Source organism: Microbispora sp. KK1-11, from assembly GCF_006874435.1.
Classification (GTDB): Bacteria; Actinomycetota; Actinomycetes; order Streptosporangiales; family Streptosporangiaceae; genus Microbispora; species Microbispora catharanthi.
Genome location: NZ_VIRJ01000133.1, coordinates 1 through 372, shown reverse-complemented (window position 1 = coordinate 372; position 372 = coordinate 1). Strand labels below are relative to the sequence as shown.

General features: G+C 47.0%; 1 rRNA gene. It reads left to right on the top strand.

The features are described 5' to 3' along the window. A 16S ribosomal RNA gene (locus tag FLW16_RS43075) occupies positions 1-372 on the top strand; the annotation flags it as partial.

Sequence of the window (372 nt, the reverse complement as noted above, 5' to 3'; positions counted from 1 at the left end):
CCTACGGGAGGCAGCAGTAGGGAATCTTTCACAATGGACGAAAGTCTGATGAAGCAACGCCGCGTGAATGAAGAAGGGTTTCGGCTCGTAAAATTCTGTTATTAAAGAAGAACGAACGTGAGAGGAAATGTTCACGTTGTGACGGTATTTAACCAGAAAGTCACGGCTAACTACGTGCCAGCAGCCGCGGTAATACGTAGGTGGCAAGCGTTATCCGGATTTATTGGGCGTAAAGAGAGTGCAGGCGGTTTCTTAAGTCTGGTGTGAAAGCCTTCGGCTTAACCGGAGAAGTGCATTGGAAACTAGGAAACTTGAGTACAGCAGAGGATAGTAGAACTCCATGTGTAGCGGTTTTATTTGAAGGTATCGGGA